The sequence below is a fragment of the Pseudomonas sp. HY13-MNA-CIBAN-0226 genome (assembly GCF_040310305.1).
In the GTDB taxonomy this organism is placed as follows: Bacteria; Pseudomonadota; Gammaproteobacteria; order Pseudomonadales; family Pseudomonadaceae; genus Aquipseudomonas; species Aquipseudomonas gregormendelii.
In genome coordinates this window covers 1-20,813 of sequence record NZ_JBEOPS010000030.1, presented here as the reverse complement: position 1 = coordinate 20,813, position 20,813 = coordinate 1, and the positions used below count along the sequence as shown (strand labels likewise).

Here is a 20,813-nt window from a genome sequence, read left to right as displayed (position 1 = left end):
ACGCAGATCGCATGTTTCCCGTAGGAGCTGTCGAGTAAAACGAGGCTGCGATCCTTTGATCCAGATAAGATTGAGCAGCCTAGGCTGCTCTTTTGCTTTATGAGAGAACACCCATGACCGCCGCCAAAACCCGCATTCTAGAGCTGCGTACCGAGCTCGATCAGCACAACTATCGCTACCACGTGATGGACGAGCCGAGCATTCCGGACGCGGAGTACGATCGCCTGTTCCACGAGCTCAAGGCCCTCGAAGCCGCGCATCCGGAGCTGGTCACCAGCGACTCGCCCACCCAGCGCGTTGGCAGTGCGGCATTGTCGGCGTTTACCCAGGTGCGTCATGAAGTGCCGATGCTCAGCCTCGGTAACGCCTTCGAAGAAACCGACATGCGCGAGTTTGATCGTCGGGTCACCGAAGGTCTGGATCTGCCGGTCGGTGATCTGCTGGGCGGCGGTGCGGCGGTCGAATACAGCTGTGAGCCGAAGCTCGACGGCCTGGCGGTCAGCCTGTTGTATCAGGATGGCGTACTGGTGCGCGGCGCGACGCGCGGCGACGGTACGACCGGTGAAGACATCAGCGTCAACGTGCGCACCGTGCGCAACATCCCGCTCAAGCTGCAAGGCAGCGGCTGGCCGGCGACCCTGGAAGTGCGTGGCGAAGTGTTCATGTCCAAAGCCGGCTTCGAGCGGCTCAACGCCACTCAGCTGGAAGTCGGCGGCAAAACCTTCGCCAACCCGCGCAATGCCGCCGCCGGCAGCTTGCGCCAGCTGGATTCGAAGATCACCGCCAACCGTCCGCTGGAATTCTGCTGTTATGGCATCGGCCAGGTCTCGGCCGATATCGCCGACACCCACATCGGCAACCTCAAGCAGCTGCAACAATGGGGCATGCCAATCAGCCGCGAGCTGAAGCTGGCCCACGGTATCGACGAATGCCTGGATTACTACCGCGACATCGGCGAACGTCGCAACAGCCTGGCTTACGAAATCGACGGCGTGGTGTTCAAGGTCAACAGCATCGCCTCCCAGCGCGAACTGGGCTTCCGTGCGCGCGAGCCGCGCTGGGCCATCGCGCACAAATTCCCGGCGATGGAAGAACTCACCGAATTGCTCGACGTCGAGTTCCAGGTCGGACGCACCGGCGCGGTCACCCCGGTGGCGCGCTTGAAACCGGTCAAGGTCGCGGGTGTCACCGTGGCCAATGCGACCTTGCACAACATGGACGAAGTCGCGCGACTGGGGCTGATGATCGGCGATACCGTGATCATCCGCCGCGCGGGCGATGTGATCCCGCAAGTGGTGCAAGTCGTCACCGAGCGCCGCCCCGAAAATGCCCGGGCGGTGCAGATTCCCGAGCAGTGCCCGGTGTGTGGCTCGCACGTCGAGCGCACCCAACTGGTCAAGCGCAGCAAGGGCCGCGAAACGGTCAGCGAGGGCGCGGTGTATCGCTGCGTCGGTCGCCTGGCCTGTGGCGCACAACTCAAGCAGGCGATCATCCACTTCGTCTCGCGCCGTGCCATGGACATCGAAGGCCTGGGCGACAAGAGCGTCGAGCAGTTGGTCGACGAAGGGCTGGTGAGCTCGCCAGCGGATCTGTATGCCCTCAAGTTCGAGGACATCGTCGACCTCGAAGGCTTTGCCGAGCTGTCGAGCAAAAAACTCCTCAGCGCCATCGAAGACAGCAAGAAACCGAGCCTGGCGCGCTTCATCTACGCCCTCGGGATTCCCGATGTCGGCGAAGAGACGGCCAAGGTCCTGGCGCGCTCCCTGGGTTCCCTGGAGCGCGTGCAGCAAGCCTTGCCGCAAGTGCTCACGTACTTGCCGGACGTCGGCCTGGAAGTGGCACACGAGATCCACAGCTTCTTCGAGGACGGGCACAACCGCCAGGTCATCGCCGAACTGCTCAAGCACGGCCTGGAGATTCAGGACCAGGGCGAACTGGGCGCCGAATTCTCCGCCAGCACCACCCTGGGCGGGTTCCTCGACAAGCTGCACATCCCCTCGGTCGGCCCGGGCGGCGCACAGAAGCTGGCAGACAAGTTCGGCTCTCTGGAAGCGGTGATGAATGCCGACTGGCTGGACATGCGCCAGGCCTTGCCGGAAAAGCAGGCGAACGCGGTGCGGGAGTTTTTCGCCATTGAAGACAATCGCCAGCGCGCGTTGAAGGCCGAGGCGCAGTTGACCGAGTTCGGCATGCACTGGCTGAGCGAGAAAAAAGTCGTCGAAGGCTTGCCGCTGGCCGGGCAAACCTGGGTCCTGACCGGTTCGCTGGAACTGATGAGCCGCGACGTGGCCAAGGACAAGCTGGAAAGCCTGGGCGCCAAGGTCGCAGGCTCGGTATCGGCCAAGACCCATTGCGTGGTGGCAGGACCGGGTGCCGGTTCGAAACTGGCCAAGGCCAACGAGCTGGGGCTCAAGGTGCTGGATGAAGAGGCGTTTGTCGGGTTCCTGAAAGACCACGGCGTACCGATCTGACAAACAGGGTCAAAAGATCGCAGCCTTCGGCAGCTCCTACAGGGCTCACACCACTCGTAGGAGCTGCCGAAGGCTCGGGCCGCGATCGGACGATCTTTTGATCCACCCAACAAAACTCTGGGAACGATATCCCAGCCCCAATGATCTAGTCTTGGCCAGCCCCAGGGAGAGATCGCCATGTACCGCTTCTTCGAACAGCTCAGTTCCCGCATCGCCGCACCTTTTATCAACGAGACGTCCCGCAACAGCAAGGTCTGGCAGTGCCGCTGCGGGCAGTCGCTGTTCTTCAGCAACAGCCAGTGCCTGGCCTGCTCCGCAATGCTGGGCTATCAGCCGGAAAAAAGCCGCCTGTCCTCCCTGCAACCCGGCCCGCAGCCCGACACCTGGCTGCTCGACGCCGAGCCCGAGGCAGGGCTGTTCCGCCGTTGCGCCAACCTCGACTCCCCAGCCGCCTGCAACTGGCTGCTGCCGGCCGATGACCACAACGCCCTGTGCATCGCCTGCAGCCTCAACCACACCATCCCTGACCTGACCCTTACCGAGAACCACGAACGCTGGCGCAAGGTCGAGACGGCCAAGCGCCGCCTGGTGGCGCAACTGGTCAGCCTGGGGTTGCAGGTGATTCCCAAGACAGTCGACGAAGAAACTGGTCTGGCATTCGATTTCATCGGCGTCGATCTCGAAGGGCAGGCGCCCACCACCGGGCACGCCAACGGCCTGATCACCCTGGACATCAAGGAAGCCGACGACGCCCATCGGGAAAAAATCCGGGTGCAGATGCACGAACCTTATCGCACGCTGCTCGGCCACTTCCGCCACGAGGTCGGTCATTACTACTGGGACCGCCTGATCGCCAACAGCCACTGGCTGGAGCCGTTTCGCCATCTGTTCGGCGACGATCGCGCCAGCTACGCCGAGGCGCTCGATCGCCATTACCAGCAGGGCGCCCCCCTGGACTGGCAGCAACACTGCGTCAGCGCCTACGCCACCATGCACCCCTGGGAAGACTGGGCCGAAACCTGGGCGCACTACCTGCACATGATGGATGCCGTGGACACCGCATTGGGGTTTGGCATGAGCGCCCGGGAGATGGATTTCGACTACCAGCCATTTCCGCTCGACACCCTTTACGACCCCCAGCATCCCGGTGGCCCGGCGTTCCTGTCCTTCGTCAACGCCTGGATCGAACTCGCCGGCATGCTCAACGAACTGTCACGCAGCATGGGCCAGCCGGATTTCTACCCCTTCGTCCTGCCACCAGCGGTGATCGCCAAGCTGCACTTCATCCACCTGGTGATCCAGGAGGAGGGTGGCAGGGCGGATGAGGTATTGGCGCAAGCATAATTCCGGCAGGCGCTGCCGAAGGCTCGGGCCGCGTTCGGACGATCTTTAAGGGGCCAACGCATGTCATTGACCGGCCTCATATTTTTTTATCCTGTCGAACGGTTGTAACTTCGTCTCAGATAGGTACAATGGCGCGGCTCGCCGACAGGTGAGTGTCGTTATGGTGACCCCATCGGTCCCCCCGCAACGATTACCCGTGAACCTGGTCAGATCCGGAAGGAAGCAGCCACAGCGGGAACATTGTGTGCCGGGGTGTGGCTGATGGGGTTACCACCTATCTCCAAGTCGTTGCGCCTGCAACGATGCTCCAGTCAAAAACCTCAAAATGCGCCAGCGTCCAGATCACCTCAGCGGTGAACTCTGACGGGCAAGCGTGCTTGCAGTGATTTTTGTGCGACCCGATACAGAGTTGCCTTGGGAGCATTGCATTCTGCAGCAACGCCAAACACCCCAGTCCGTGAATTCAGGCGTCAGGGTTGGATGAATTAGCTGTTGGCGTTTTTACCCCAAACAGGCGATCAGCTATCTGCCGACCCCGCTCAAGCCCTTCCTCCGTCAACCAAATAGACTTGTTCCTGTTTACCGGATCAGTGATTAAACCTTGTTGATGCAATTTGTTCATGATCTCGAAATCGAAACCTTTCCAGGTGTTACCATCGTTGAAACTGAAGGCTGCCAACAGGGCAAGCACAGCGTCTTCAACCAGTTTGTCGTCGTACTCCATGATTGCTGCTCCCCTCATATTCAATGAGTGTCTTCAATGAGCGTCGTCGCGCGGTGACTGGTGCTCCACAATCCGCTTCGACCTCCAAAAGATTAGTGCGGTTAGCAGGGCAACTCCAGCCAGCCAATATTGAACAGGCACTCAACGGCGCATCGCGCGCGCGACGCGTTTGCAGACTTGCTGAAGGATGAGTTCAAGCCGATCTGACAATATCGCGCCCTAGGGCTTGCCGATATACAGCCGAATGATGTCATCGATCTCCCCGGACATTTTCATCCGCAGCAAGGTGCGCAGGATGCGTTGCACTGGCACCTTGGGGTCATTACGTACATAACACCCCACCCGCTGCTCCTGAAGCACAGCAACACTTTGCAATTGTTGCTCGGGCAGCAAGCGCTGGTTGAACCAGTCCATCGTCCACTGGTTGCTCACCGCGTAGCGATAACGTCCCGCCAGCAGTTTTTCCAGTACCTGTTCCTGGTTGCGCGCGTCTTCGCGGTCCAGCTTGTCGGCGTCGAACAGCGGTTGCAGGGTCGGGTAGGTGTAGCCGCGCACCGTGCCGATCGACTGGCGCGGCAGGTGGGCCGGGTGGGCCGGGTCGGCGGAGGTCAGCGGGTCAGGGCGGCTCAGCAGCACATCGGGCTGAACCCACAGCGGAATGCTCCAGATGTAGTCGCCGGACTGATTGGGCAGCCAGGACTGCGCGGCATAACAGCGCACATCGATTTCGCCATGCTCCATGGCGCTCTGCACCCGCGCCCGGGGCAGTACGTGAAATTCCGCAGGCACGCCCACCTGGGTCGCCAGGCTGAGCATCACGTCATACAGGATGCCCTGTGTCGGGCGACCGCGCTCAAACTGCACCATCGGCATGGTCCAGCTGTCGGGCACCACGAAGCGCAACGGCGCGTCTGCAGCCGCGCCGGTCAAGCTCACGAACAACAATGCCCCCAAGGCCAACCGCATAAAAGCTCCGGTACGTCTGAAACCTGAGCCGTTGAAAGCCCCCGCTGTGCATCTTAGCCAGATTAGACGAGGCATCGGATGCAATTTTGGCCTTGCTCCGCTAGCATTAGCCGCTTGTGTTCCTTCGTGGCGACGGTTTTCGATGAGTTATCAGGTTCTTGCACGTAAATGGCGTCCGCGCTCGTTCCGCGAAATGGTCGGCCAGACCCATGTGCTCAAGGCTCTGATCAATGCCTTGGACAGCCAGCGGCTGCATCACGCCTACCTGTTCACCGGCACGCGCGGGGTCGGCAAGACCACCATCGCGCGGATCATTGCCAAGTGCCTGAACTGTGAAACGGGCATCACCTCCACGCCCTGCGGCGAGTGTTCGGTGTGCCGGGAGATCGATGAGGGGCGCTTCGTCGACCTGATCGAGATCGACGCCGCGAGCCGGACCAAGGTCGAGGACACCCGCGAACTGCTCGACAATGTGCAATACGCCCCGAGCCGTGGGCGCTTCAAGGTCTACCTGATCGACGAAGTGCACATGCTCTCCAGCCATTCCTTCAATGCGCTGCTCAAAACCCTCGAAGAACCGCCGCCCTACGTCAAGTTCATCCTGGCCACCACTGATCCGCAGAAACTCCCTGCAACGATTCTTTCGCGGTGCCTGCAGTTCTCCCTGAAGAACATGACCCCCGAGCGCGTGGTCGAGCACCTGACCCATGTACTGGGTGTCGAGAACGTGCCGTTCGAAGACGATGCCCTGTGGTTGCTGGGTCGCGCCGCCGACGGGTCGATGCGCGATGCCATGAGCCTCACCGACCAGGCCATTGCCTTCGGTGAGGGCAAGGTGATGGCCGCCGACGTGCGAGCGATGCTCGGCACACTCGATCACGGCCAGGTCTACGACGTGCTGCATGCGCTGATCGAAGGCGATGCCAGGGCGCTGCTCGAAGGCGTGCGTCACCTGGCGGAGCAAGGCCCGGACTGGAATGGCGTGCTCTCGGAAATTCTCAACGTATTGCACCGTGTCGCCATCGCCCAGGCGCTGCCTGAGGGTGTCGACAATGGCCATGGCGACCGCGATCGGGTGCTGGCCCTGGCCCAGGCGCTGCCGGCCGAAGACGTGCAGTTCTATTACCAGATGGGTCTGATCGGGCGCCGTGACCTGCCGCTGGCACCGGACCCGCGAGGCGGGTTCGAAATGGTTCTGTTGCGCATGCTTGCGTTCAGGCCGGCCGATACGGCGGACGCCCCGAGGCAGCCGCTAAAGCCAGTGGGGATCAGCCAGGCCACAGTTGATTCCGCAAACTCAGTGGCTGCCGCGCCGGTTGTTGCGCCGGTAGTCGCTACGGCAGTTGCGCCTGTTGTTGCTGCACCCGTTGTTGCTCCAGCACCCGTTCCAGCGCCTGAGCCAGTTGCGCCGGTTGCGCCGCCAGAGCCAGTGGTGGAGGCGGTCGCCGTCGAGGAGGTGGTCGACCTGCCATGGAACGACCCGGTCGAGCCCGAGGCCGTGCTGCAGCCCGCCGTCGAGCCGATGCTCGAGACCGCTGGCGAGCAGCCCGAATTGCCACCGATGCCGCTGCCCATGCCAGACAGCGTGGTGCCGGATGCGCCGGAGTGGGCCGCCGCGCCTATTCCGGAGCCGTCCGTGGCAGAAGTCGATGCCGCCACCCCGGGCACTGACCTGGACGACGAGCCGCCGCTGGACGAGGATTACATCGAGCCGGACATCGACTCGGCCTACAGCTACCTGGATGAGCTGGCCAGCGAACACGCTGCCGAGCCTGCGCCCGAGCCAGAACCCGAGCCGGCCGCCATGCCCGCCACCGGCCTGGCCTTGCAATGGCTGGAGCTGTTCCCGAAACTGCCAATCTCCGGCATGACCGGGAGCATCGCTGCCAACTGCACGCTGATTTCCGTCGAAGGCGACAACTGGTTGATGCACCTGGACCCGGCCCACAGCGCCCTGTTCAACGCCACCCAGCAGCGTCGCCTCAACGACGCGCTGAACCAGTACCACGGGCGCACGCTGACCCTGAGCATGGAGCTGATCAAGCCCGAACAGGAAACCCCGGCGCAGGCCGCGTCCCGGCGTCGGGTGAACCGTCAGCGCGAGGCGGAGGAGTCGATCCATGGTGATCCGTTCATCCAGCAAATGATGCAGCAGTTCGGAGCGGTGATCCGTAACGATACTATTGAACCTGTCGAAGCCCTGGCCAGTCAGGGCTAATAACTGAAGGCGTTTGGCCACACGTGCCGGGCGCCGTTTTAATCCAAGTACTTTGAGGTGATTCCCATGATGAAAGGTGGCATGGCCGGCCTGATGAAGCAGGCACAGCAGATGCAAGAAAAAATGGCCAAGATGCAGGAAGAACTGGCCAACGCCGAAGTCACCGGTAAGGCCGGCGGCGATATGGTCACCGTGGTGATGACCGGTCGTCACGACGTCAAGCGCGTGAGCATCGACCCAAGCATGGTTGAAGGCCTGAGCGAAGATGATCGCGAGATGCTCGAAGCCGTATTCGCCGCCGCCGTCAACGACGCCGTGCGCAAGATCGAAGCCAACAGCCAGGACAAGATGTCCGGCATGACCGCTGGCATGCAATTGCCACCGGGTATGAAACTGCCATTCTGATTCGCCAAAGCGCGTCGGATGAGCTACAAAAAAATGCCAGGCGTTGAGCTTGGCATTTTTGTTTCTGCCGGTTGCTCATGCGCGACCGGCCCGCGAAGCAGTCAACTCGGTCTACCTGACGAAACATCGAACGCCCCACCACCAAAAAGGTCTGCTCCCTATACCCCCCATTTAACGATCAAGGAGAAGCTCACATGCCAGATGCATTGACCCTCAACCAACGTATCGTCCTGGCCTCTCGCCCTGTAGGCGCGCCGACCCCAGAGAATTTTCGCCTGGAGCGCGAGGCATTGCCCGACCTGGCCGACGGTCAGATCCTGCTGCAGACCCTCTACCTGTCGCTGGACCCCTACATGCGCGGGCGCATGAGTGACGCACCTTCCTACGCAGCTCCGGTCGAAATCGACGAGGTCATGACCGGTGGCGCTGTGAGTCGAGTGGTGCGTTCGCTTAATCCGAAATTCCAGGAAGGCGATCTGGTGGTCGGCGCAACGGGCTGGCAGAGCCATAGCATCAGCGACGGGCGCAACGTCATCCCGGTGCCCTCCGGCCTCCCAGGCCCGTCGATGGCCCTGGGCGTGCTCGGCATGCCGGGCATGACCGCCTACATGGGCTTGATGGACATTGGCCAGCCACAGGCCGGCGAAACCCTGGTGGTCGCTGCTGCATCGGGCGCAGTGGGCTCGGTGGTCGGCCAGGTTGCGAAGATCAAGGGCCTGCGGGTGGTGGGTGTGGCAGGCGGCGCAGACAAGTGCCGGTACGTGGTCGAGGAACTGGGTTTTGACGCCTGCATCGATCACAAGAGCCCGAGTTTCGCCGAGGATCTGGCATTGGCGTGCCCCCAAGGTGTGGACATCTACTACGAAAACGTCGGCGGCAAAGTCTTCGATGCGGTATTGCCGCTGCTCAACGCCAAGGCGCGCATCCCTCTGTGCGGCCTGATCGCCAGCTACAACGCCCACGAAGCACCGACTGGTCCCGATCGCCTGCCGCAACTGCAGCGCACCCTGCTGACCAAGCGCGTGCGCATCCAGGGCTTTATCGTGTTCGATGACTACGGTGATCGCCAACCGGAGTTCATCAGCGCCATGGCGCCGTGGGTGCGCGATGGCAAGGTGAAGTTCCGCGAGGACGTGGTCGACGGCCTGGAGAATGCCCCTGAAGCGTTCATCGGCCTGCTCGAAGGGCGCAACTTCGGCAAACTGGTGGTGCGGGTCGCTCAGGACTGAGCAATTGACGCTAAAGAGAGGCGCGGGTATAAACCGCGTCTCGTTGATTTGTCGGACGTTTGCCCATGAGCTTCAGCCCTTTGATTCGCCAACTGATCGATGCCCTGCGAACCTTGCCGGGTGTTGGCCAGAAAACCGCACAGCGCATGGCGTTGCAGTTGCTCGAGCGTGATCGCAGCGGTGGCTCGCGCCTGGCATCGGCGCTGAGCCAGGCCATGGAAGGCGTCGGTCACTGCCGGTTGTGCCGCACGCTGACCGAGGACGACCTGTGCCCGCAGTGCGCCGACACTCGCCGCGATGACACCTTGCTGTGCGTGGTGGAAGGCCCGATGGATGTCTACGCCGTAGAGCAGACCGGGTTTCGCGGGCGTTACTTCGTACTCAAGGGCCATCTGTCGCCCCTGGACGGCCTGGGGCCTGAGGCCATTGGCATTCCGCAACTGCTGGCACGGATCGAAGAGGCGGGCACCTTTACCGAGGTGATCCTGGCGACCAACCCGACGGTGGAAGGTGAAGCCACGGCGCACTACATCGCCCAGCTGCTCAACAACAAAGGCCTGATCGCGTCGCGCATCGCCCATGGCGTGCCCCTGGGTGGCGAGCTTGAGTTGGTGGATGGCGGGACGCTGGCGCATTCGTTCGCTGGGCGTAAGCCGATCGCTCTGTAACCTCCGTGATGACGCCATCGCGGGCAAGCTTTGCTCCCATACCGCACGGCACCGAATATCTCCCACACCGCAAACGGCGCCGAATATCTCCCACATCGCCCACGGCGCCGAATATCTGTAGGAGCGAGCTTGCTCGCGATGAACCCGAGGGCGCCGCGGGGTATCAGATTTCCCGCGTCTTCGTTAACGACCATCGCGAGCGAGCTCGCTCCTACATGTTTTGGTTGAAAACCAAGCAAGCGCTCGGTTAACTTCACTGGACCTTCAGTGGAGTTCGCCGATGCCTGCCTTCCAGGAATACTTCGATCCCAGCCACCAATTGGTCCGCGACAGCGTCAGACGATTTGTCGAGCGTGAAATCCTGCCGGACATCGACCAATGGGAAGAAGCCGAAAGCTTTCCCCGTGAGCTCTATCTGAAGGCAGGCCAGGCCGGGATTCTGGGCATCGGTTACCCCGAAGCTTTCGGCGGCTCACACGAAGGTGATCTGTTCGCCAAGGTCGCCGCCAGTGAAGAGCTGATGCGCTGCGGCTCCGGTGGGCTGGTTGCCGGTCTGGGTTCCCTGGACATCGGCCTGCCGCCGATTCTGAAATGGGCCAGGCCAGAAGTCCGCGATCGCGTTGTGCCCCAGGTGCTCAGCGGCGAGAAGATCAGCGCCCTGGCGGTGACCGAGCCGAGCGGCGGCTCGGACGTCGCCAACCTGCAAACCCGCGCCGTCCGCGAGGGCGATGTCTATCGGGTCAACGGCAGCAAAACCTACATCACCAGTGGCATTCGCGCAGACTTCTACACCGTCGCCGTGCGCACCGGTGACCCCGGCTTCGGCGGCGTCAGCCTGCTGCTGATCGAGAAAGGTACCCCCGGTTTTACCGTCGGCCGCCAGTTGAAGAAAATGGGCTGGTGGGCGTCGGACACCGCTGAACTGTTCTTCGATGATTGCCGCGTACCTGCAGGCAATCTGATCGGCGGCGAAAACATGGGGTTCGCCTGCATCATGGGTAACTTCCAGAGCGAGCGCCTGGCCCTGGCCTTGATGGCCAACATGACCGCCCAGCTGGCGTTGGAGGAAAGCCTGAAATGGGCACGTCAGCGCGAGGCGTTCGGCAAGCCCATCGGCAAGTTCCAGGTGCTCAAGCACCGCCTGGCCGAGATGGCCACTGCACTGGAAGTCTCCCGGGAGTTCACTTATCGCCAGGCGGCGAAAATGGCGGCGGGGCAGAGTGTGATCAAGGAAATTTCCATGGCGAAGAATTTTGCCACGGATACGGCAGATCGTATTACGACCGACGCGGTGCAGATTCTCGGCGGGCTGGGGTATATGCGGGAGAGTTTGGTGGAGCGGCTGTATCGGGATAACCGGATCCTCTCGATCGGCGGGGGGACTCGGGAGGTGATGAACGAGATTATCAGCAAGCAGATGGGGCTTTGAGGTTGGCGGTATGGCGACTGACGCCATCGCTGGCAAGCCAGCTCCCACAAAGGTGCGCGCCGTATACAAATCTTGTGCAGGTCAAAGAACCCTGTGAGAGCAAATGGGGATCTGACGCTTGCGGTATGGCGACTGACGCCATCGCTGGCAGGCCAGCTCCCACAAAGATCCTCGCCGTACACAAATCATGTGCATGACAAAGAACCCTGTGGGAGCTGGCAGGCCAGCTCCCACCAAGATCCTCTCCGTACACAAATCATGTGCATGACAGAGAACCCTGTGGGAGCGGGCTTGCCCGCGATGGCGTCGGAACGGGCGACTTACTTATCAGTCAACGCAAACTGCGTCAGGCAAAAAGTCGGTATCCCCATATCTTCCAGCTTCTGCGACCCACCCAGCTCCGGCAAATCAATAATCGCCGCCGCTTCATGCACCCGCGCGCCCATGCGCCGGATCAGGTTGGCCGCTGCAATCAACGTCCCGCCAGTGGCAATCAGGTCATCGAACATCACCACCGAGTCACCCTCGCACAGGCTGTCGGCATGCACTTCCAGGAAGGCCTCACCATATTCGGTGGCATAACCCTCGGCCAGCACATCAGCCGGCAACTTGCCTTGCTTGCGAAACAGCACCAACGGCTTGTTCAACTGATAGGCCAACACCGAGCCGATCAGGAAGCCGCGAGCGTCCATCGCACCGATGTGCGTGAAGTCGGCTTCGACATAACGGTGGGCAAAGCTGTCCATCACCAGGCGCAGGGCCGTGGGCGATTGGAACAACGGGGTGATGTCGCGAAAGATCACGCCCGGCTTTGGAAAGTCGATCACGGGGCGGATCAGGGATTTGATGTCGAAGGAGTCGAAGACCATCGTCGAGGTGTCCTGGCAGGCTGCAAACGTCACAGTATAACGGCGGCTGAACCGTTGCGCTCAACCGCCTTTGCCGTGATCAGCCTTCCAGGGAACCGCCGGCCAGGGCGCACAGCTGAATCGGATCGAGGATATGGATTTCCTTGCCTTCAGCCGCAATCAATTCGTTCTGCTGGAAGCGCGTGAACACCCGGGAGACGGTTTCCACCGCCAGGCCCAGGTAGTTGCCGATTTCATTGCGCGACATGCTCAGGCGGAACTGGTTGGCCGAGAAGCCCCGGGCGCGGAAGCGGGCCGAGAGGTTAACCAGGAACGTGGCGATGCGCTCGTCGGCGGTCTTCTTCGACAACAGCAGCATCATCTGCTGGTCGTCGCGGATCTCGCGGCTCATCACGCGCATCAGCTGGCGGCGCAATTGCGGTAATTGCACGGCCAGTTCGTCCAGGCGCTCGAACGGAATCTCGCACACCGAGGTGGTTTCCATGGCTTGCGCGGAAACCGGGTGTTTTTCAGTGTCCATGCCCGACAGGCCGACCAGTTCGCTCGGCAGATGGAAGCCAGTCAGCTGCTCTTCGCCACCATCACTGAGGCTGAACGTCTTCAGGGCGCCGGAGCGTACTGCATAAACGGAATCGAATGTGTCGCCCTGGCGGAACAGGAACTCGCCCTTTTTCAGCGGGCGGCCACGTTTGACGATGTCGTCCAGCGCATCCATGTCTTCCAGATTCAGCGAAAGTGGAAGGCACAGCGGGGCCAGGCTGCAATCCTTGCAGTGGGCCTGACCATGAGCGCGCAGTTTTACTGGCTCGGACATTTCTTCAATCCTTGTGGGAAAAACACACATAAGACGTAAGGGTAACCCACCAGAGGACTATCCGACCAGCACGCGGCGATTTGACCCAGGTCATTAGATCACCTTGGAAAACCGCTCGCGATTTTGTTGTTCCAGATAACGGTCGAACACCATGCACACCGAGCGCACCAGCAATCGCCCGGCGGGCAGTACGGTGATGCGATCGTTGTCGAGCTCGATCAGGCCGTCCTTGGCCATCGTCTGCAATTGCGGCCACAGTTCGCCAAAGTAGCCGCGAAAATCGATGTTGAATGCCTGCTCGATCTCGGCGAACTCCAGGCTGAAGCGACAAATCAGCTGCTGGATCACCGCACGGCGCACCCGATCATCGGCATTGCACAGCAGGCCGCGGCTGGTCGCCAGTTGAGAAGTGGCGAGAGCGTTCTGGTAGTGATTCAGGTCGCTGCTGTTCTGGGAGTACAGATCGCCGATCTGGCTGATGGCAGACACGCCCAGGCCAATCAGATCGCAGTGACCGTGGGTGGTGTAGCCCTGGAAATTGCGTTGCAGGGTTGATTCTTCCTGGGCGATCGCCAGCTCGTCGTCGGGCAGGGCGAAGTGGTCCATGCCGATGTAGCGGTACCCGGCGGCGGTCAGTTGTTCGATGGTGCGCTGCAGCATTTCCAGCTTCTGCGCCGGGGTCGGCAACTCGTTGCTGTTGATCCGCCGCTGGGGCATGAAGCGTTCTGGCAGGTGGGCGTAGTTGAACACCGACAGCCGATCCGGTTGCAGCGCGATGACTTCCTCGACGGTGCGGGCAAAATTGTCCGGCGTTTGTCTTGGCAGGCCGTAGATCAGGTCGATGTTGATCGAGCGAAACTGCAGGGTGCGCGCGGCGTCGATCACTGCGCGGGTCTCCTCCAGGCTCTGCAGGCGATTGACCGCTCGCTGCACGGCAGGGTCCAGGTCCTGCAGGCCGATGCTGACGCGGTTGAACCCCAGTTCGCGCAGCAGGCCCATGGTTGACCAGTCGGCTTCACGCGGGTCGATCTCGATGCCGTAGTCGCCGGAGTCGTCGTCGAGCAAATTGAAATGCTTGCGCAGTTGCGCCATCAGTTGGCGCAGCTCGTCATGGCTGAGGAACGTCGGGGTACCGCCGCCGAAGTGCAGTTGCTCGACCTTTTGTGTCGGGTCGAGGTGGCAGGCGATCAGCTGGATCTCCTGTTCCAGGCGCTGCAAATAGGCGTGCGCGCGGCCGCGGTCCTTGGTGATGACCTTGTTGCAGGCGCAGTAATAGCAGATGTTCGCGCAGAACGGCACGTGCACATACAACGACAACGGCCGTAGCGCCTTGCGGCTTTCGCGCAGGGCATGGAACAGGTCGAAGCTGCCGATAGTGGCGTCGAATTGCACGGCGGTCGGATAGGAGGTGTAGCGCGGTCCCGCCAGGTCATAACGGCGGATCAGATCGGTGTCCCAACGAATGGCGTCGAGCATCATGCGGGCATTCCCCCGGATAGGCTGGCAGTGTTGGCGAGTCTAGGGGGTGGGGCAATGGGGCATCTTGATTTGCATCAAGAATAGAGAGTTGTGTAGCCAGTGCAGGCCCCATCGCGGGCAAGCCCGCTCCCACAGGGTGTCGGTGTACGCAAAATGTGTGATCACCTGTAGGAGCTGCCGAAGGCTGCGATCTTTTGATCTTAATGCCCCATCAACCAATGCTGATGCGGCCCCGGCAGGGTCCACAGGCCGAACAATATCACCAGCAACCCACCGGTCATGCGCACGCTGCGCTTGCGCAATAACGCCGTGACGCGTTCAGCAGCCAGGCCGGTGGCCAGCAGCATCGGCCAGGTCCCCAGCCCAAACGCAAGCATCAGCCATGCACTGTCCAACGCATTGCCCTGGCTCGCCGCCCACAGCAACGTGCTGTAGACCAGGCCACACGGCAACCAGCCCCAGAGGGCACCCAGCAGCAAAGCCCGGGGCAGGCTGGAGACCGGCAGGAGTTTGTTGGCAACCGGCTGGATATGCCGCCACAGACCGCGACCGAGGCTTTCAATGCGGGTCAGGCCGCTCCACCAGCCGGCCAGGTACAGGCCCATGGCGATCAGCAGCAACCCGGCAAGCACCCGCATGAACATCGCCGCCGGGCTGTTGGCCACCGCCCAGCCCGCCAGGCCGATCAGCAGTCCCGCGGTCGCATAACTTAGGATTCGCCCCAGGTTGTACGCCAATAGCAGCCGAAAGCGCCGGCTGCGTTGCTCCTTGGGGATCGCCAGGGTCAGGGCGCCCATCAGGCCGCCGCACATGCCCAGGCAATGACCGCCACCGAGCAGGCCCAGGATCACCGCAGACACCAGCAGGGGTGCCAATTCAAGCATGGGGCGGGGCCTTGTCTTCAGGCTTGTCCACGTGACCGCTGGCCTCGTCGACTGCAGCGGTGTGCTTGGGGTCTTGGTCGTCGAACAGAATGCTGTGGGCCGGGCCGTCGAGGTCGTCGTACTGGCCGCTGTCCACGGCCCAGAAGAAAATGTAGATCGCAATGCCCACGATCAGCAGCGCGGCCGGGATCATCACGTATAAGGCTGGCATGGGTTCACTCCATGCCCGCGCGGCTCAGGCCGGCAGCGGGCGGGTTTGTGGCGTGGCGCTGATGGCCGGCGCGCTCGGCAGGCGAGTCAGGCGCAGGGCATTGAGCACCACGGTCAACGAACTGATGGACATGCCGACCGCCGCCCACACCGGGGTGATCCAGCCGAGGGCAGCGAAGGGCAACATGAGGCCATTGTACAACCCGGCCCACAATAGATTCTCGATGATCACCCGTCTGGTCCGCCGCGCCAGGCTGAACGCCTGCACCAGCGCGTCCAGGCGGTTGGAGAGCAGCACGGCGTCGGCGCTGGTTTTCGCCAGGTCAGTGGCCGAACCCATGGCGACACTGATGTCGGCGGCGGCCAGCACCGGTACGTCGTTGACCCCGTCGCCGAGCATCAGCACCTTGCGCCCTTCGCGGTGCAGCTGCTGCAGCACCTGCAGTTTGTCATCCGGGCGCAGGCCGCCCCGGGCTTCATCGATGCCCAGCTCGGCGGCGACGCTGGCGACCATCGGCGAACTGTCACCGGACAGCAGCAGCGTTCGCCAGCCCCGGGCTTTGCACGCCGCCAACAGCGCCGGCGCATCGGCGCGCAGGCGGTCGTCGAGGACAAACCAGGCCAGGGGGCCATGCGCGTCGCCAAGCAGTAACCACTGGCCAGGCTCATCAGGCATCGCCGGCACTGCTGCGCCACTCAGTTCGCAGACAAAACCCGGCTGGCCAATGCGCAGGCGCTGCTCGCCGACCAGGCCTTCAAGCCCCAGCCCCGGCGTGCTGTGCACTTCCTCGGCGGCCAGCGGCGCGCGACCAAACGCCCGCGCAATTGGATGTTCGGAACGGTTCTCCAGAGCCGCCGCCAGGCCCAGGCACTGGTCACTGTCGAGCGCACTGAGGGGGCGGATCGAACGCAGCGCCAGGCGCCCTTCGGTGAGGGTGCCGGTCTTGTCGAAAATCACCGTGTCGATTTGATTCAGGCCTTCCAGCACATGCCCGCGAGTCAGCAGCAGGCCCAGCTTGTGCAAGGTGCCGGTGGCCGCCGTGAGCGCCGTCGGCGTCGCCAGGGACAAGGCGCACGGGCAGGTCGCCACGAGCATGGCCAGCACGATCCAGAAGGCCCGCGAGGAGTCCAGCTCCCACCACACCAGGCCGATCACGGCGGCAGCGATCAGCGACAACAGCAAAAACCACTGGGCGGCGCGGTCGGCAATTTCCGCCAGGCGCGGTTTTTCCGCCTGGGCACGGTCCAGCAGGCGGACGATAGCCGACAGGCGCGTGTCCTGGCCGAGTGCCAGGACTTCAACGGTCAGCGCGCCCTCGACGTTAAGTGTTCCCGCCGTGACCGCATCGCCGAGAGTGCGCGGTTGCGGCAGGTACTCGCCGGTGAGCAGGGATTCGTCGACGCTGGACTGACCGTCGAGAATCCTGCCATCGGCCGGCAGGATAGCGCCGGGATGCACCAGCACCTGATCGCCCAGCCGCAATTCGCTGAGCAGGATGCGCTCGCTCTGGCCGTCCGCACCCAGGCGCAGGCACGAGGCAGGCAACAGGTTGACCAGTTGCGCGGTGGCGGCGGCCGTGCGCTCCCGGGCGCGGCGTTCCAGGTAGCGTCCGGCCAGCAGGAACAGGGCGAACATGCCCACCGCATCGAAATACAGTTCGCCGACGCCAGTGATCGATGTCCAGATCCCCGCCAGGTAGGCGCTGCCGATGGCCAGCGAGACCGAGACATCCATGGTCAGGTGCCGGGTGCGCAGGTCGCGCATGGCACCTTTGAAGAATGGCGCACAGCTGTAGAACACGATCGGCGTGGTCAGAAACAGCGCGACCCAGCGCAGGATGGTGTGCAGCTCGGGGCTGAGGTCGATGTTGAATTCGGGCCAGGTGGCCATGGTCGCCATCATCGCCTGGAACCACAGCAGGCCGGCCACGCCGAGTTGGCGCAGGGCCAGGCGGTTTTCGCTGGCCAGTTGTTCACTGGCGCGGTCGGCCTGATAGGGGTGTGCGGCGTAGCCGATGTGGCGCAATTCGCCGAGCACCTGGCTCAGCGGCAACTGCGCATCGGCCCAGCGTACATGCAGGCGATGGTTCGACAGATTGAGCCGGGCCTCGGCGACGCCAGGCAGGGCACGCAGGTGTTTTTCGATCAGCCAGCCACAGGCCGCGCAGCTGATGCCTTCCATCAGCAGAGTGGTTTCGGCCAGCTCGCCCTCGTGACGCACGAACGGCGCCTGCACGTCAGCGCGGTCGTACAGCGCCAGTTCGTCCACCAGTTGCACCGGCAAGGCTTCGGGGTTGGCCGATGCTTCGCTGCGATGCTGGTAATAACTTTCCAGCCCCCCGGCCACAATGGCTTCGGCCACGGCCTGGCAACCCGGGCAGCAGAACTCGCGGGTTTGCCCCAGCACAATGGCGGTGAAGCGGCTGCCGCCCGGGACGGGGAGGGCGCAGTGGTAGCAGGGGGTTGGTGTGGTCATGGGGGAGTCTAAATCGTCTGGGCTGAGCAGATGCCGGTGAGTTGAACCTGTTGCACTTGTTAAACCTGTTGAATTTGTCGAACCCTGTAGGAGCTGCCGAGTGAAACGAGGCTGCGATCTTTTGATCTTGCTCGAAAAAACAACATCAAAAGATCGCAGCCTCGTTTCACTCGACAGCTCCTACGACAGTTCCCACCACAGCTCCTACGGCAGCGCCACAGGCAGCCTGCCCAGGCTTTATTTCTTCAGGTCTTCCGCACCCTGCAGCGGCTCGTCGCCCAGCAGCAGGTCCTTGTCATGGCTGACCTGTTCTTCTTCGAACATGCGCCAGGTCTTGTCGTTTTCAACGCCCAGCAGCTCGACAAACCGACGCCCTTCAACCTTGTCGTTCACCTGGCCAATGTAGCGGCCGGCCTCGGTGTCGCTGTGGGTCAGGGTGATCTTGCGATCCTTTTCCGGCTGAGTCGGCGAGATCAGGTTCAGTTCCAGGGTTTTTGGCTGGCTGTCGCCGGTCAGGTGCAGGTCGACTTCGCCCGTCATCCCGTCCAGGTGCACGCTGGCGCGCAGTTTCAGGGTCTGCGCCAGCAGCTCGCGATCAAGCGAACGGTTGATGCCCTTGCCGGCCTCGTAGTAGTTGTCGTTGACCAGGTTGTCCGGGTTGTTCACCGCAATGGTCACCATCGACAGGGTCAGGGTCACCGAGCAGGCCAGGATGGCGATGATGATCCACGGCCAGAGGTGCTTGTACCAGGGGCTCGTCGTGTTTGCTGCAGGCATGTTCACTTCTCTCAACGAATTTGTGGGCCGATGAATCGGCTCTTGGCTTCAACGTGGACGCTGTCGTCATCGGCATCCTTGAGGATGAATTTCACCTCGTTGGTACTCGATGGCAATTGCTCCGGCGCGCTGGACAGTTCCACCGGCTGGCTGAAAATTTCCCCGGCAGCGACCTTGATCTCACGCTTGCCCTGCAGCCTGAGGTCCGGCAGGCCGGTCGCTTCAAGCAGGTAGGTGTGGTCACGCTGGTCCTTGTTCATGATCTTCAGGCTGTACACGTTTTCGATCCGCCCTTCGGCGTTCTCGCGGTACAGGACGCGGTCCTTGCTGACGTCGAAACCCACCAGCGAACGCATGAAGAAGGCCGCCATCAGCAAGCCGATCATCGCCAGCAGCACCACGGCATAGCCAATCAGGCGCGGGCGCAGCTTATTGGTTTTCTGGCCGGACAGGTTGTGCTCGGTGGTGTAGCTGATCAGGCCGCGCGGGTAGTCCATCTTGTCCATGATGCTGTCGCAGGCATCGATGCACGCGGCGCAGCCGATGCATTCGATCTGCAGGCCGTCGCGAATGTCGATGCCGGTGGGGCACACCTGGACGCACATGGTGCAGTCGATGCAGTCGCCCAGGCCCAGGGCCTTGTAGTCGACGCCTTTCTTGCGCGGGCCACGGCTTTCACCCCGGCGTGGGTCGTAGGAGACGATCAGCGTGTCCTTGTCGAACATCACACTCTGGAAACGCGCATACGGGCACATGTAGATGCACACTTGCTCGCGCAACCAGCCGGCGTTGCCGTAGGTGGCCAGGGTGAAGAACCCGACCCAGAAATACGACCAGCCATCCGCCTGGCCGGTGAAGAAGTCGATGGTCAGCTCGCGGATCGGCGAGAAATACCCGACAAAAGTCATGCCGGTGACAAAACCGATCAACAGCCACAGCGAGTGCTTGCTGAGCTTGCGCAGCAGCTTGTTGGCGCTCATCGGCGCCTTGTCGAGCTTGATGCGCTGGTTGCGGTCGCCTTCGGTGACCTTCTCGCACCACATGAAAATCCAGGTCCAGACGCTTTGCGGGCAGGTATAGCCGCACCAGACTCGCCCGGCGTACACGGTGATGAAGAACAGGCCGAAGGCGCTGACGATCAGGATCCCGGACAGCAGGATGAAATCCTGGGGCCAGAACGTGGCGCCGAAGATGAAGAACTTACGCTCCGGCAGGTTCCACCAGACCGCCTGGTGCCCGCCCCAGTTGAGCCATACCGTGCCGAAGTACAGCAGGAACAGCAGCGCGCCGCCCATCATCCGCAGGTTGCGGAACAGGCCGGTGAAAGCCCGGGTGTAGATCTTTTCTCGAGAGGCGTAGAGGTCGACGCTGTTATTCGCGTTCTTGGTGGGTGGCGTGACGTCGTGTACCGGTATCTGGTTGCTCATCATTGCATCCCACGGCAGTGGAAAAATGCCCGGTCAGTACATGCCGACCGCGGTCAAAAAGAGGTGTTGCAGTGGCGCAATGATACGCCTGTAGCTCTAGTCCGAGGGTGCGACCTTTGGTCACGTTGGGAGAATTTATCCGATGGTGTAATGACTTGAATCAATTGACTTGTGAATCATGGCCGGTTTTCGCAGCGCCAAGGCCCTCCCATGACCGTAAATTCAATCCTCGTAGGAGCTGCCGAAGGCTCGGGCCGCGATCGGACGATCTTTTGATCTTGCCGCTCCCGTAGGAGCTGCCGAAGGCTGCGATCTTTTGATCTTGCCGCTCCTGTAGGAGCTGCCGTGAACTGGTCTAATAATTCCGGACACCTCTTAAGGGCGATATGATTTCGCCAACTTGGAGGTTCCATGAACGATAGA

At 62.0% G+C, this 20,813-nt stretch carries 17 protein-coding genes and 1 other RNA gene; 8 read left to right on the top strand and 10 right to left on the bottom strand.

Annotated elements, in window-relative coordinates; genetic code table 11:
• Nucleotides 1-113: 113 nt before the first annotated feature.
• From ligA to ffs, 3 genes are all read left to right on the top strand, one after another.
• Nucleotides 114-2,471 carry an NAD-dependent DNA ligase LigA gene (gene ligA / locus AAEZ05_RS26145; RefSeq protein ID WP_350649472.1) on the top strand — a complete coding sequence of 786 codons (2,358 nt, stop codon included), beginning with the start codon at nt 114-116 and terminating at the stop codon, nt 2,469-2,471.
• A gap of 177 nt (nt 2,472-2,648) precedes the next feature.
• Entirely contained in the window at nt 2,649-3,815 is a 1,167-nt protein-coding gene (locus AAEZ05_RS26140) for a zinc-binding metallopeptidase family protein (protein WP_350649470.1), read from the top strand.
• 170 nt (nt 3,816-3,985) lie between these two features.
• Nucleotides 3,986-4,082: signal recognition particle sRNA small type (gene ffs / locus AAEZ05_RS26135), an RNA gene on the top strand.
• A 196-nt stretch (nt 4,083-4,278) separates the two neighbouring features.
• On the opposite strand, the gene AAEZ05_RS26130 is transcribed toward ffs, so the two are convergent.
• On the bottom strand, nt 4,279-4,539 hold the full coding sequence (locus tag AAEZ05_RS26130; RefSeq protein ID WP_350649468.1) for a DUF6429 family protein: 261 nt from the start codon (nt 4,537-4,539) through the stop codon (nt 4,279-4,281).
• A 219-nt stretch (nt 4,540-4,758) separates the two neighbouring features.
• Complete coding sequence (locus AAEZ05_RS26125) at nt 4,759-5,505, bottom strand: substrate-binding periplasmic protein (RefSeq protein ID WP_350649466.1); 747 nt, start codon at nt 5,503-5,505, stop codon at nt 4,759-4,761.
• 142 nt (nt 5,506-5,647) lie between these two features.
• Between AAEZ05_RS26125 and dnaX the strand changes: the two genes are divergently transcribed.
• The 5 genes from dnaX (at nt 5,648) to AAEZ05_RS26100 (ending at nt 11,454) form a co-directional block, all read left to right on the top strand.
• Nucleotides 5,648-7,723 (top strand): DNA polymerase III subunit gamma/tau, encoded by a 2,076-nt coding sequence (dnaX, locus tag AAEZ05_RS26120; RefSeq protein ID WP_350649464.1) that lies wholly within the window; start codon nt 5,648-5,650, stop codon nt 7,721-7,723.
• 66 nt (nt 7,724-7,789) lie between these two features.
• A complete protein-coding gene (locus AAEZ05_RS26115; RefSeq protein WP_028621409.1) occupies nt 7,790-8,128 on the top strand; it encodes a YbaB/EbfC family nucleoid-associated protein in 339 nt (112 codons plus the stop codon).
• Between the two features lie 194 nt (nt 8,129-8,322).
• Nucleotides 8,323-9,357, top strand: coding sequence for an NADPH-dependent curcumin/dihydrocurcumin reductase (curA, locus tag AAEZ05_RS26110; RefSeq protein ID WP_350649462.1), 1,035 nt, complete (start codon nt 8,323-8,325; stop codon nt 9,355-9,357).
• Nucleotides 9,358-9,422: 65 nt separating this feature from the next.
• Entirely contained in the window at nt 9,423-10,025 is a 603-nt protein-coding gene (gene recR, locus AAEZ05_RS26105; protein WP_045060282.1) for a recombination mediator RecR, read from the top strand.
• A gap of 280 nt (nt 10,026-10,305) precedes the next feature.
• On the top strand, nt 10,306-11,454 hold the full coding sequence (locus AAEZ05_RS26100) for an acyl-CoA dehydrogenase family protein (RefSeq protein ID WP_045060281.1): 1,149 nt from the start codon (nt 10,306-10,308) through the stop codon (nt 11,452-11,454).
• A gap of 320 nt (nt 11,455-11,774) precedes the next feature.
• On the opposite strand, the gene AAEZ05_RS26095 is transcribed toward AAEZ05_RS26100, so the two are convergent.
• From AAEZ05_RS26095 to ccoG, 8 genes are all read right to left on the bottom strand, one after another.
• Entirely contained in the window at nt 11,775-12,323 is a 549-nt protein-coding gene (locus AAEZ05_RS26095) for an adenine phosphoribosyltransferase (protein ID WP_045060280.1), read from the bottom strand.
• A gap of 79 nt (nt 12,324-12,402) precedes the next feature.
• Nucleotides 12,403-13,137 (bottom strand): fumarate/nitrate reduction transcriptional regulator Fnr, encoded by a 735-nt coding sequence (gene fnr / locus AAEZ05_RS26090; RefSeq protein WP_045060279.1) that lies wholly within the window; start codon nt 13,135-13,137, stop codon nt 12,403-12,405.
• Nucleotides 13,138-13,230: 93 nt separating this feature from the next.
• The gene (gene hemN / locus AAEZ05_RS26085) at nt 13,231-14,613 is read right to left on the bottom strand and encodes an oxygen-independent coproporphyrinogen III oxidase (protein ID WP_350649487.1); all 1,383 of its coding nucleotides are present in this window, start codon (nt 14,611-14,613) and stop codon (nt 13,231-13,233) included.
• A 203-nt stretch (nt 14,614-14,816) separates the two neighbouring features.
• Nucleotides 14,817-15,500 carry a sulfite exporter TauE/SafE family protein gene (locus AAEZ05_RS26080; protein ID WP_350649460.1) on the bottom strand — a complete coding sequence of 228 codons (684 nt, stop codon included), beginning with the start codon at nt 15,498-15,500 and terminating at the stop codon, nt 14,817-14,819.
• Nucleotides 15,493-15,711, bottom strand: a complete 219-nt coding sequence (ccoS, locus tag AAEZ05_RS26075) for a cbb3-type cytochrome oxidase assembly protein CcoS (RefSeq protein WP_045060277.1) — start codon at nt 15,709-15,711, stop codon at nt 15,493-15,495. Before ccoS ends, AAEZ05_RS26080 begins: the two co-directional genes overlap by 8 nt.
• Nucleotides 15,712-15,735: 24 nt before the next feature.
• Nucleotides 15,736-18,186, bottom strand: a complete 2,451-nt coding sequence (locus tag AAEZ05_RS26070; protein WP_350649458.1) for a heavy metal translocating P-type ATPase — start codon at nt 18,184-18,186, stop codon at nt 15,736-15,738.
• Between the two features lie 237 nt (nt 18,187-18,423).
• Entirely contained in the window at nt 18,424-18,963 is a 540-nt protein-coding gene (locus AAEZ05_RS26065) for a FixH family protein (RefSeq protein ID WP_045060275.1), read from the bottom strand.
• A gap of 11 nt (nt 18,964-18,974) precedes the next feature.
• Nucleotides 18,975-20,390, bottom strand: coding sequence for a cytochrome c oxidase accessory protein CcoG (gene ccoG, locus AAEZ05_RS26060; RefSeq protein WP_205893298.1), 1,416 nt, complete (start codon nt 20,388-20,390; stop codon nt 18,975-18,977).
• Nucleotides 20,391-20,813 lie beyond the last annotated feature (423 nt).

Bases quoted from the DNA above. Each gene is read 5' to 3' on its own strand.
- AAEZ05_RS26115 (WP_028621409.1), top strand. From the start codon at position 7,790: ATGATGAAAGGTGGCATGGCCGGCCTGATGAAGCAGGCACAGCAGATG.
- dnaX (WP_350649464.1), top strand. From the start codon at position 5,648: ATGAGTTATCAGGTTCTTGCACGTAAATGGCGTCCGCGCTCGTTCCGC.
- AAEZ05_RS26140 (WP_350649470.1), top strand. From the start codon at position 2,649: ATGTACCGCTTCTTCGAACAGCTCAGTTCCCGCATCGCCGCACCTTTT.
- hemN (WP_350649487.1), bottom strand. From the start codon at position 14,613: ATGCTCGACGCCATTCGTTGGGACACCGATCTGATCCGCCGTTATGAC.
- fnr (WP_045060279.1), bottom strand. From the start codon at position 13,137: ATGTCCGAGCCAGTAAAACTGCGCGCTCATGGTCAGGCCCACTGCAAG.
- AAEZ05_RS26130 (WP_350649468.1), bottom strand. From the start codon at position 4,539: ATGGAGTACGACGACAAACTGGTTGAAGACGCTGTGCTTGCCCTGTTG.
- recR (WP_045060282.1), top strand. From the start codon at position 9,423: ATGAGCTTCAGCCCTTTGATTCGCCAACTGATCGATGCCCTGCGAACC.
- AAEZ05_RS26080 (WP_350649460.1), bottom strand. From the start codon at position 15,500: ATGCTTGAATTGGCACCCCTGCTGGTGTCTGCGGTGATCCTGGGCCTG.
- AAEZ05_RS26125 (WP_350649466.1), bottom strand. From the start codon at position 5,505: ATGCGGTTGGCCTTGGGGGCATTGTTGTTCGTGAGCTTGACCGGCGCG.
- ccoG (WP_205893298.1), bottom strand. From the start codon at position 20,390: ATGAGCAACCAGATACCGGTACACGACGTCACGCCACCCACCAAGAAC.
- ligA (WP_350649472.1), top strand. From the start codon at position 114: ATGACCGCCGCCAAAACCCGCATTCTAGAGCTGCGTACCGAGCTCGAT.
- AAEZ05_RS26095 (WP_045060280.1), bottom strand. From the start codon at position 12,323: ATGGTCTTCGACTCCTTCGACATCAAATCCCTGATCCGCCCCGTGATC.
- curA (WP_350649462.1), top strand. From the start codon at position 8,323: ATGCCAGATGCATTGACCCTCAACCAACGTATCGTCCTGGCCTCTCGC.
- AAEZ05_RS26065 (WP_045060275.1), bottom strand. From the start codon at position 18,963: ATGCCTGCAGCAAACACGACGAGCCCCTGGTACAAGCACCTCTGGCCG.
- ccoS (WP_045060277.1), bottom strand. From the start codon at position 15,711: ATGCCAGCCTTATACGTGATGATCCCGGCCGCGCTGCTGATCGTGGGC.
- AAEZ05_RS26070 (WP_350649458.1), bottom strand. From the start codon at position 18,186: ATGACCACACCAACCCCCTGCTACCACTGCGCCCTCCCCGTCCCGGGC.
- AAEZ05_RS26100 (WP_045060281.1), top strand. From the start codon at position 10,306: ATGCCTGCCTTCCAGGAATACTTCGATCCCAGCCACCAATTGGTCCGC.